Below are 11,962 nucleotides of genomic sequence, written 5' to 3' on the forward strand. Positions count from 1 at the left end.
TAGTACCATTGGTAGTTTGGCCCACAACCCACTCAATGGTTTGTGTTGTTCCTTGTACCCACGAAACAGGATTTACTACTGCAAATGGGTCAGTACTATTTACAGATATTTGTACAAAATCTACATCTGTTTGTCCACCACCATCTGCTCCCATAACATCGTTGTCTCTTACTGTGAGTGCGAAATTAAGCGTTCTATTAACCGAAGCCAGTTTTTCCCATGTTGTTGAGCCTGCTGTAGCTACGTAATCTGGAAAATTAGGAATATTTCTAACTGGATTACTGGAGCCTTCAAATGAACGAACTAGAGGGCCTGAGGTGTTGGTTTCTTTAGGAAGTCCTGAAGAGCCTAAATCATATTGTTCCCACGTGTAAGTATGTCCTGTAGTGCCATCAGGATCTGTTGAGCTTCCTACAAGCTTATATGCTGTAGAAATGGGGATTGTATAATCGGGACCTGCGTTAGCAATAGGTACATTATTAGTTAATATAGTTTCAGTGCCACAAGTACTTAAACCAGTAGTAATGTTATCCCAAATCATTTGAATGCTTTTTTGATGAAAATAAGCATCACTTTGAAGCTGTACGTTTTGAGGAGAACAAATTCCAGCATAAGCCATTATAGTAGAGCCACTTCCTGGTTCGTAAGCATTAGTTGCAGTTCTGTTGCCACCTGCGCATTCACCTGCATTTCCATTAAATGTATGAGGTGCGCCAAATTGATGCCCCATTTCATGAGCTACATAATCAATGTCATAAGCATCTCCCACAGGATTAGAAGACCCAGTAATACCCATTGCTTTTCTATTATCAACACAAGGAGAATTTAATGATGCTAATCCCCCGCCGCCTGTACTAAACGTATGTCCAATGTCATAATTAGCTGCTCCTATAATGCTATTAATTTCACTTTGACTTTCATCAATTAATAATTCTGCATCATTATTAGTAAAACTATCAGTATTAATAAAGATGATGTTACTATTATCTACTAAGGTCATTTTAATTGCCAAATCTCTTTGAAAAATAGAGTTAACACGATTCATGGTTACTACCATAGCAGCTAATACTGCCGCTTTTTTTGCGGCTTCAGTATCTCCATCTGTTAAGCCTGCTGCTTCCCAGTGATATTCGGAGTATTCTATAGTTGAGGCTAATGCTAATCTAAAGGTTCTTAATTTACTATCGTTGGCATTTTTAAAAGATTTTGATTTTTTACTTATTTCTCTTGCAACAGTTGCATCGTCTGGTAAATAACATTTAAAGGCTTCTTTTAGTCTAGGCAAATCACCTTTGTTATAAACTATATAAGTGTTGTTTTGTGTATAAGGATCTATAAATTGAGTACCAGTTTTTGAAGAAAGGACCATGCCATGAAACCCTTTTGGAGTAACGCTAAAACTAATTATAGATGATGGATTTTCTATGTTTTGACCTATATAAGTTCTTAACTCTGGATATTTTTCTTGATAGTCAGGTTCTAAAACAGAAGATTCTTTTACTTCAAAACTATCAAAATGACCTTCGCTATTCGGAATTTGAATAATAAGATTTGATGCTTCATTTTTAGTATTACGTTTTGAAACACTACTCAAAGCAGTTTTTAATCTGTTAATGTCTAACTGATAGTAAACAGACTTTAAAGGTTCTGTTTTTCTAGCTCCTTTTTTGCCTATTGAGGCTTCTTCTTTAGATACTTTAGTCCAAAACGCTTTATTATTTTGAGCAGAAAGACTTGTTAAAAAAAATGGAAACAGAAGTAGGTATAAATAGCTTTTTATGTAAAAAAATTTCATAATAATTAAAGATGGAGTTTTAATATAGTCTGCTAAAAATACTCCGTTAAAGTATAAATTACAAAAATTAAGCAATCATTTTAAAATAACATATATTTGTTTATGAAGTATTTATATGGATTATACCTGGTAATTTGTTTAGTTTCATGTAAGGCAAAAAACGAAATAAAACCAATAAATAATAAGGGTATTAGTATTGCTGCCTGTCCAGAAAATGGTGTTTGTTCTTTAGGAGTTTATAAAAATAAAACCCTACAAGTTAAAACGGATAACTTGGGGATGATTTATCCAGAAATGAAAAATGGCAATTATTTAGTTTTAAAGTTTGAGTACAAGAAGAATGAAAACTCTAATTATGTTGATGGAGGCTATAGAGAAGAAATTTTTATTGAATTAAATCCTGAAAACTTAGAGATAGAAACAACTAATTTGCAAGATGAAAAATTATTTTTTGCAAGATGGTGTTATTGTAAAGGGCAAACAGGATATTATAAAATAAATCAAGGCAAATTATCAGTAGTAAAAGTAGATAACATAAACTTTAAAATTAGTTTAAGTTTCAAGATTGAAGAAGTTCCTCAAATTATAAATGAAATAAATCAAACGATTAAATTACAATAGAGAATTTTAGGTTTGTTATAAACTACATTATACCTAGTTTTGTGTAAAATTAAAAGCTTGAAAACAAAGCGTAACTTAAATACTCTACTAGACCAACCAACAGTAGTCACTATTGGCACTTTTGATGGCGTACACATTGGGCATCAAAAAATTGTTAAACGCTTAATTAACGCAGGGAAATTAGAAGGATTAAAATCTGTAATTCTCACTTTTTTTCCACATCCGCGAATGATTTTACAAAAAGATTCTTCAATAAAATTAATAAATACTATTGATGAACGCCATACCATATTGGAAGCTTTAGGGTTAGATTACCTGCTTATAAAAAAGTTCACCAAAGAGTTTTCAAGACTTTCAGCCGAAGATTTTGTTAAGCAAATTCTAGTAGATAAACTACATGTTAAAAAAGTAATTATTGGTTACGACCATAGGTTTGGTAGAAATCGAAACGCCAATATTGAAGATTTAAAACGCTTTGGAAACACCTATAATTTTGAAGTTGAAGAAATTTCGGCTCAAGATATTAACGATGTTGCAGTAAGTTCAACCAAAATAAGAAAAGCTTTAAACGAAGGCGATATAGCAAAAGCCAATACGTTTTTAGGCTATAATTTTATGATTACCGGAACTGTTGTTAAAGGCAAAGGATTAGGTAGGCAATTAGGTTTTTCTACCGCTAATATAAAGGTTGAAGAAGATTATAAATTGATTCCGAAATACGGATCTTATATTGTGAGTTCAATAATTAATAATGAAAAAATATTTGGCATGCTAAATATTGGTATTAACCCAACTGTTGATGGAAATACCGAAAGTATCGAAGTCCATTTTTTCAATTTTAGTAAAGATATTTACAACAAAACCATTCAAATAGATTTGCATGAGCGTATTCGCGACGAAGAAAAATTTGAATCAGTTGAAGCTTTAAAAAATCAATTAGTAAAAGACAAAGAAACCGCACTCGCATACATTGCAAAACATGATGCTAAATAAATGGCTATTTAAACATATTGACAATTCAGCTTTAATAGTTTTTAGAATCCTTTTTGGGTTACTTTGTTTTTTAGAATCGGTTGGCGCCATTTTTACAGGCTGGGTAAAACGTGTTTTTATTGACCCAGAATTCACATTTTCGTTTATTGGTTTAGAGTGGTTGCAACCATTATCAGGAAATGGCATGTATTTGTATTATGTAATTATGAGCCTATTTTCTTTATGCATTATGCTAGGTTACAAATACAGATTAAGTATTATTGCCTTTACAATTATGTGGTCTGCTACGTATTTCATGCAAAAATCATCGTATAATAATCACTACTATTTATTAATGCTTATAAGTAGTATTATGGTTTTTATGCCTGCAAATAGGTATGCTTCAATAGATGTAAAACTAAACCAAAAACTTAAAAGTTACGCTATGCCACAGTGGTGTAATTTCGTTTTTGTGCTTCAATTATTCATTGTTTACACCTATGCTTCAGTAGCAAAAATATATCCAGATTGGTTAAACGCCAATGTTATGGAAATACTAATGAAGAGTAAGCAAAACTACATGTTAGTAGGAGAGTTTCTTCAACAAAAATGGCTGCATTATGTTCTGGCTTATGGTGGTATTCTGTTTGATGGTTTAATTATTCCTTTACTACTGTTTAAACCAACCAGAAAATGGGTATTTATAGTATCTATTTTCTTTCATTTATTTAACTCGTTTGTGTTTCAAATTGGCATTTTTCCGTATTTGGCATTAGCTTTTACCGTGTTTTTTTTCAACCCTAAAACCATTCAACAGTTATTTTTAAAAAAGAAAGTTTTTTATGAATTAGATGAAGTTATTGTTCCAAAACATAAAACTCCATTAATTGCACTATTTTCAATATATTTTTTGATTCAAATAGGGTTGCCATTACGGCATCATTTTATAAAAGGCAATGTGCTTTGGACAGAAGAAGGCCACAGGCTGTCTTGGCGCATGATGCTTAGAGCTAAAAGTGGAACTGCAACTTATAGAGTTGAAAATAAGGAAACAGGCAATAGCTACATTATTAATTTAGACAATTATTTAACTCTAAAACAAAAACGAATAGCAAGCACAAAACCAGATGCTATTTGGCAATTTTCGCAACATTTAAAAAAGCAATTTAAAAAGGATGGGCAAAATGTTTCGATTTATGTAAATTGTAAGGTAAGTGTTAACGGGAAACCGCATAAACAACTTATAAATCCAGATGTTGATTTAGCTCATGTGTCTTGGAATTACTTTAAACACAACGATTGGATTTTACCTTCAAAATAAGAGTGTTTATATCTCTAATTCATTAAATTTGTCGCTTAAATTTTTTACTCATGTTACAAGTCCCTTTTATTAGAGAAAACAAAGATTTGGTAATTGCACGATTAGCAAAAAGAAATATTGACGCTTCAAAAATGATTGATGAGGTTATTCTTTTTGATGAAGACAGAAAACGTATTCAAACCGAATTGGATAACACTTTGGCTGAATCGAATGCATTATCAAAAGAAATTGGGAACCTATACAAATCTGGCGAAGCACAAAAAGCGAACCTTTTAAAAGAAAAAACAAGTCAATTAAAAGATAAATCTAAAACACTTAATGACTCACTTAATAATAAAGTTGAAGCATTAAATGAGTTATTATATAAAATACCCAATGTACCAAACGAAATCGTCCCTTCTGGAAATACAGATGAAGATAACGAGGAAGTTTATAGAGAAGGTGATATACCTGTTTTACATGATGAAGCTTTACCACATTGGGAACTTGCAAAGAAATACGATATTATAGATTTTGAACTTGGTAATAAAATTACGGGTGCAGGATTTCCTGTGTACAAGGGTAAAGGCGCAAGGTTACAACGTGCTTTAATTGCTTACTTTTTAGATAAAAATACAGCAGCTGGTTATACCGAATATCAATTACCACTTATGGTAAACGAAGCTTCTGGTTTTGGCACAGGGCAATTACCAGATAAAGAAGGACAAATGTATCATGTTACCGAGGATAACTTATACTTAATACCAACTGCCGAAGTACCGGGAACTAATATTTTTAGAGATGTGGTTTTAAATGAAAACGAATTGCCAATTGGCATTACAGGTTACACACCATGTTTTCGTCGCGAAGCAGGAAGTTACGGTGCGCATGTAAGAGGGTTAAATAGATTACACCAATTTGATAAAGTTGAAATTTTAAGAGTAGAACATCCAACAAAATCTTATGAAGCTTTAGATGGTATGGTAAACCATGTAAAAACCATATTGCAAGAATTAAAATTGCCTTATAGAATTTTAAGACTCTGTGGTGGCGATTTAGGATTTACATCGGCATTAACTTACGATTTTGAAGTCTTCTCTACAGCACAAGACCGTTGGTTAGAAATCTCATCAATATCAAATTTTGAGACCTTTCAAGCCAATCGTTTAAAATTACGTTTTAAAAATAGTGATGGTAAAAACGAATTAGCACACACACTAAACGGAAGTGCTTTAGCATTACCAAGAGTACTTGCTGGCATCTTAGAAAATTACCAAACTAAAGATGGTATTGTAATCCCAGAAGTGTTGCAATCTTACACCGGTTTTTCAATTATTGATTAGTTGAATCATAAATCTAAAAAAGAAGTCTAAAACCTACAAATATTAATATATAGATTCTTTAAAATCGATGAAGTGTAAAAAATAAACGCTATTCAACGATTTTGCTTCAATTTCTTTTGCAGTTCAAAATATATTTTAGAAGTTAGCTCCAACCAAATGCGTAAACTTAACCTACCATGAAAAATATTAAACGCTTAGTGCTTTTAATTGCATTAGTTTTAGTTGCTGGTAAGGTCTTATTTTCAGATTTCGAAATATCTAAAACTGAAAATAATGCCACTGCAGCAATAGTAAATAAATAAGTATTTATTAAAAACCAAATTCTCTTTAAAATACTCATTCTCATGTATTGAGAATTTTAAGACTGTCCCCAATCTTGTGTAATATTGTTTTTAAATTAACAGATGTTAATAGAAAAGATATTGTTGATTGGTTAATGCCCGAATTTTTATTCGGGCATTTTTTATAATAATATTTACAATTTCTAATTACCACATTGTTATATTTACATGATGAAGATTCTTTTTATTTTATGTTTACTTTTTTGCACAAACACGTTTTCGCAAGATGATGCTGTAGCAAAAGACTATTTTAATAAAGGAGATTTTGAAAAAGCACTTTATGAGTATAAGAAACTATACGCAAAATCGCCTTCAAACATAAATTATATAAATCAACTTGTAATTACACATCAACAATTAGAGCAGTATAACGAAGCCGAAGTATTTCTTTTAAGGCTAATAAACAGAATTAAGTACCCTGCTTTTTTTGTTGAGTTAGGTTATAATTACCAGCTTAAAAACGATTTAGAAAATGCTAATTTATATTACCAAAAAGCCATAAATAGTTTAGATGAAAATGTTAATAATGCCTTTTCTGTGGCACGAAGTTTTCAAAATCACACCTTATTAAATGAAACCATTACGGTTTACGAAAAAGCCATGGTTTTAAAACCTGAATTAAATTTTAAGTTTCAGCTTGCTAAAATTTATGGAGAACAAGGAAATGTTGAAAAAATGTTTGTTAGCTATATTGAATTTGCAGAAAAAAACCCAGTGTCTTTAAATAATATTAAACGGTTTATTAATGATTTTATAAGTGAAAATAGTGCGAATGAAAATAATATTTTATTCAAAAAAGTGCTACTAAAAAAAATGCAACAAGAGCCCAATTTACTTTGGAATGAAATGTTGAGTTGGCTATTTATTCAACAAAAAGATTTTAAAAAAGCATTTATACAAGAAAAAGCTATTTTTAGCAGACAGCCAGAAAGTTTAAGTAGAATTGAAGAGTTGGCTAATATTGCTGTAAATGAAAACTATAATGAAGTTGCCGAAGAAATCTTCGAATTTTTAATTGAAACAGCTCAAGATTTAGAAACCCAATTGTATGCGCATTACAATCTTTTACAGCTTGAAACTAAAGCAAGTTTATCAGATAATTACGAGGCTATAAATAATAAATATTTAGAGTTGTTTAAAGAATTTGGCATTTTTCCGCAAACTCTAAAGTTACAAGTAGCTTACGCACATTTTTTAGCATTTTATAATGACGAGATAGATGACGCTATTGATTTTTTAGAAAACACCTTAAAATTACCATTAACCGAGTTTGAAAAAGCAGAAGTTAAACTAGAATTGGGCGATATTTTAGTACTTCAAGAAAAATTTAATAAAGCCTTAATTTATTACACGCAAATACAACGCAACTTAAAAAACAGTACACTTTCTCAAGAAGCACGTTATAAAGTCGCCAAAACGAGTTATTTTAAAGGCGATTTTAAGTGGGCAGAATCTCAGCTCAAAATTTTAAAAGCTTCAACCTCGCAACTCATAGCCAATGATGCTCTCGATTTGAAATTATTAATAACAGATAATAAATACGAAGACTCTTTACAAACAGCATTAAAACTATATTCTAAAGCCGATTTATTGGCATTTCAAAATAAAGATGATGAAGCAATTTTGGTTTTAAACACTATTTTAGAAAATCATAAAACCGAACCCATAGTAGCACAAGCTTTATTTAAACAAGCACAGTTATTTGAAGAAAAAGCACAATTTGAAAAAGCGCAAACCAATTACGAATTAATAATTGCCAATTACAGAGACGGTATTTTAGTGGATGATGCCTATTATAAATTAGCCCATATTTATGAACAGTATTTGAATGAACCCGAAAAAGCAAAAGTATTATACGAGCAAATTATTTTTAATCACGTCGATAGTATTTATTTTGTTGAAGCACGAAAAAAATACAGAGCGTTGCGTGGCGATGCTATAAATTAAGTAATGATAATAGTTGAGACAGAAAGATTAATAATATCAAAAGTTACATTAAAAGATGCTCCTTTTTTTCTAGAGTTGATGAACACTCCACATTGGTTAAAGTACATTGGAGATAGAAACATCAGGTCTGTAAAAGATGCCGAAGAAGCTATAAAAAATAGTCACTTAAAAAGTTATAAAGACAATGGTTTTGGGTTTTATAAAGTATTATTAAAAGCAGAAAATAACAAAACAATTGGAACAGCAGGACTCATAAAAAGAGACGAATTAGATGATGTTGATATAGGTTTTGGTTTCCTTCCAGAATATGAAGGCAAAGGATTTGGTTTCGAAGTATCTGTTGAAATTATGAAGCTTGCCAAATCAGAATTCAAGCTTAAAAAAGTAGTCGCGATTACTAACCCAGATAATCATAATTCAATTAAATTATTAGAAAAACTAGGTTTAGTTTTCGAAAAAAGAATAAATCCCTTTGAAGAAGACAAAGAACTCCTGTTATTTGCAAAAGCATTATAAATTTTGTCATTTCTAGCATAGCGAGAAATCTCATAATATTTTCACTACATGATTATATACAATGTAACTGTAAACATAGACGAAAGCATTCACGAAGAATGGCTCACATGGATTAAAGAACACATTCCGCAAGTGTTAGGCACAGGGAAATTTGAAAAGGCAACACTAACCAAGGTTTTGGTAGAAGAAGATATGGGCGGACAAACCTATTCTATTCAATACCGTTCGTACTCACGCGAAGCTTTAGATGCTTACTATCGAGAAGATGCCGAAAAAATGAGAATTGAAGGACTGAAAAAATTCGCAGATAAAATGCTCGCATTCAGAACCGAGCTACAAATTGTAGATGAATATACTGTGAATTTTAAATAGCTTAGCTTTGTTGACAATTATTAAAAACGTAATAGACTAAAAATTAGACTAATGGAAAATATTTGGGTAATAGCAATATCACTTTTTTTAATAATTGCTTTCCTTTTTTGGAGACTAACTAGTGGTCATTTCAAAAAGGAATATGGTAAAAAATTATGGAATCAATGGGGAACTAGACTTTTTTATTGGCAAGGTACAATATACACTAGTACCGGAATTACGCTTCTAATTATGTTTCTTTTAAAGTGGGCAAATGTTTTAAATTTTTAGAATTTAAAATATAAAAAACAAAAAAGAATAATTGTTGTCAGTTTTCTATATACCTAAGATTATTATCTAGGATACAGTCGAAAAGCCTTTTTGCTAATAGTAACTTAATATTCATTTATCTGTGGCATACAAACCAAACCAACATCAAGTAAAAGCAAAAAAGCATTTAGGACAACATTTTTTAAATGATGAGTCTGTTGCGCAAAAAATTGCTGAAACCTTAGTTCTAAAAAATTACGAAAAAGTTTTAGAGATTGGCCCAGGAATGGGTGTGCTAACCAAGTATTTACTTAAAAAGGATATTGAAACCTATGTTATAGAAATTGATACCGAATCGGTAGATTATTTACAGGCAAACTACTTAAATTTAGCACCAAGAATTATAGAGAAAGATTTTTTAAAGTATGATTTAAACGAAACCTTTAAAGGCGAATCCTTTGCTATTATTGGCAATTTTCCGTACAATATCTCTACGCAAATCGTTTTTAAAGCTTTAGAAATGCGCGATCAAATTCCAGAATTCTCTGGTATGTTTCAAAAAGAAGTAGCGCAACGTATTTGCTCAAAAGAAGGCAGTAAAGTTTATGGTATTCTATCGGTTTTAACACAAGCTTTTTATAATGCAGAGTATTTATTTACAGTGCCGCCTTCTGTTTTTAATCCGCCACCAAAAGTAGAATCTGGTGTTTTAAGACTTATCAGAAAAGAAAATCACACCTTGCCATGCGACGAAAAACTATTGTTTAAAACAGTAAAAACAGCCTTTCAACAACGCAGAAAAACACTTCGTAATAGTTTAAAAACATTCAATTTATCAGATAATTTAAAAGCAAATGTTATATTTGGCAAACGACCAGAACAATTAAGTGTAGAAGCCTTTATCGAGCTTACGCAATTAATTGAAAACGATATTTTATAATCCATTAATTGTCACACTGAGCGCAGTCGAAGTGTCTTATGTCTGAAGAAAAAGAAAACATACAATTCGAACTAACAAAAGAGCTTGTAAAGCAAGTAGAGCAACTTATTGAAGTTAATAACGATAAGGAGCTCCGTACACTTCTTAATGAGTTTCATCATGCCGATATAGCCGAAATTCTAGATGAGTTAAATCTGGAAGAAGCGGTGTATGTTATTAAGCTATTAGATTCTGAAACCACTTCAGAAATATTAATGGAGCTCGATGAAGATAATCGAGAAAAGGTTTTAAAAAATCTATCAGCAAAAGAAATTGCCGAAGAAGTAGAGGAGTTAGATACCGATGATGCCGCAGATATTATTTCTGAACTTTCAGAAGAACGACAGGAAGCGGTTATTTCTCAAATTGAAGATGAAGAGCATAAATCTGAGATTCAAGAACTTTTAGCTTATGATGAAGATACTGCTGGTGGACTTATGGCAAAAGAGTTGGTTAAAGTTTACGAAACATGGACGGTTGCAGGTTGTATGCGTAGAATTCGTGGACAAGCCAAAGAAGTAACAAGAGTACATTCTATTTATGTAGTAAATAAGGAAGAAAAGCTTATTGGTCGTCTATCATTAAAAGATTTAATTGTTGCTAAAAGCGACCAAAAAATAGCAGACTTAGTTAAAGTTAATGTAGACTATGTTAATGTTCATGACGATGTAGAAGATGTTGCTAAAATTATGGCAAAATATGATTTGGAAGCAATTCCGGTGTTAGACAATAATCATATCCTTTTAGGTAGAATCACCATTGATGATATCGTAGACGTATTAAAAGAAGAAGCCGATAAAGATTACCAATTAGCAGCAGGTATTACGCAAGATGTAGAAGCCGATGATAGTATTTTACAACTTACTAGAGCACGTATTCCATGGCTGTTTTTAGGGCTTATTGGAGGTATTGGAGCCTTTTTAATTATGGGTGGTTTCGAAGAATCTTTTACAGGAGATGCTTTTAAATTATTCTTTTTCACACCGCTAATTGCAGCTATGGCAGGAAATGTGGGTGTGCAATCCAGTGCTATTATAGTTCAAGGTTTAGCTAATGATGATGTAAAGGGAAGTGTTAATAGCAGACTTATTAAAGAAATGCTTTTAGCGGCACTTAATGGTTTTATTTTGGCTGTTTTTCTTTTCTTTTTTGTGTGGGTTTACGAATCAAAAATCGATTTAGCATTAGCAATCTCAGTGTCGCTAGTTGCCGTAATTATAGTTGCAGGTTTAATAGGGACATTTGTGCCATTATTTTTAAATAAAAAAGGCATCGATCCTGCCATTGCCACAGGTCCATTTATTACTACAAGCAACGATATATTAGGCATTCTTCTATATTTCATGATAGCTAAAATGATATTAGGCATTTAGTTCTTTTTCATTTGGGCGTTCCCCAAAAAAGAGGGCGGGCTTTCACTACTCGCTGCCTCCTATGGTCGGCGAGCTCAAACATACCGTTCAATCCCTAAGGCAAGCCCATTTGGCATGTCGAGTTCTTAACCTAAATATTCGTTAATTCGTAGCT

11 protein-coding genes are annotated in these 11,962 nt (G+C 31.7%); 10 read left to right on the plus strand and 1 reads right to left on the minus strand.

All coding sequences use genetic code 11. From position 1 onward, the window contains the following. Window positions 1-1,795: reprolysin-like metallopeptidase (locus AADI82_RS09850; protein ID WP_341216275.1), on the minus strand; the 1,795-nt coding region annotated here is incomplete at its 3' end. 102 nt (window positions 1,796-1,897) lie between these two features. On the opposite strand from AADI82_RS09850, the gene AADI82_RS09855 reads away from it, so the two are divergent. The 10 genes from AADI82_RS09855 to mgtE all read left to right on the plus strand — a co-directional run bounded on the left by AADI82_RS09855 (window position 1,898) and on the right by mgtE (window position 11,808). Then, window positions 1,898-2,416 (plus strand): hypothetical protein, encoded by a 519-nt coding sequence (locus AADI82_RS09855; RefSeq protein ID WP_341216276.1) that lies wholly within the window; start codon window positions 1,898-1,900, stop codon window positions 2,414-2,416. A gap of 57 nt (window positions 2,417-2,473) precedes the next feature. Next, window positions 2,474-3,409, plus strand: a complete 936-nt coding sequence (locus tag AADI82_RS09860; RefSeq protein WP_341216277.1) for a bifunctional riboflavin kinase/FAD synthetase — start codon at window positions 2,474-2,476, stop codon at window positions 3,407-3,409. After that, on the plus strand, window positions 3,399-4,709 hold the full coding sequence (locus tag AADI82_RS09865; RefSeq protein WP_341216285.1) for an HTTM domain-containing protein: 1,311 nt from the start codon (window positions 3,399-3,401) through the stop codon (window positions 4,707-4,709). The genes AADI82_RS09860 and AADI82_RS09865 overlap by 11 nt, the downstream gene beginning before the upstream one ends. Window positions 4,710-4,759: 50 nt before the next feature. Further along, a complete protein-coding gene (gene serS / locus AADI82_RS09870) occupies window positions 4,760-6,031 on the plus strand; it encodes a serine--tRNA ligase (protein WP_341216278.1) in 1,272 nt (423 codons plus the stop codon). Window positions 6,032-6,207: 176 nt separating this feature from the next. Then, the gene (locus AADI82_RS09875) at window positions 6,208-6,333 is read left to right on the plus strand and encodes a hypothetical protein (protein WP_341216279.1); all 126 of its coding nucleotides are present in this window, start codon (window positions 6,208-6,210) and stop codon (window positions 6,331-6,333) included. Between the two features lie 207 nt (window positions 6,334-6,540). Next, a complete protein-coding gene (locus tag AADI82_RS09880) occupies window positions 6,541-8,319 on the plus strand; it encodes a tetratricopeptide repeat protein (protein WP_341216280.1) in 1,779 nt (592 codons plus the stop codon). Between the two features lie 3 nt (window positions 8,320-8,322). Beyond that, entirely contained in the window at window positions 8,323-8,835 is a 513-nt protein-coding gene (locus tag AADI82_RS09885; protein WP_341216281.1) for a GNAT family N-acetyltransferase, read from the plus strand. 48 nt (window positions 8,836-8,883) lie between these two features. After that, entirely contained in the window at window positions 8,884-9,207 is a 324-nt protein-coding gene (locus AADI82_RS09890; RefSeq protein ID WP_341216282.1) for a DUF4286 family protein, read from the plus strand. 391 nt (window positions 9,208-9,598) lie between these two features. Further along, entirely contained in the window at window positions 9,599-10,396 is a 798-nt protein-coding gene (gene rsmA, locus AADI82_RS09895; RefSeq protein WP_341216283.1) for a 16S rRNA (adenine(1518)-N(6)/adenine(1519)-N(6))-dimethyltransferase RsmA, read from the plus strand. Between the two features lie 38 nt (window positions 10,397-10,434). Continuing rightward, entirely contained in the window at window positions 10,435-11,808 is a 1,374-nt protein-coding gene (mgtE, locus tag AADI82_RS09900; protein ID WP_341216284.1) for a magnesium transporter, read from the plus strand. Window positions 11,809-11,962 lie beyond the last annotated feature (154 nt).

It is taken from the genome of uncultured Wocania sp. (assembly GCF_964021735.1).
In the GTDB taxonomy this organism is placed as follows: domain Bacteria; phylum Bacteroidota; class Bacteroidia; order Flavobacteriales; family Flavobacteriaceae; genus Wocania_A.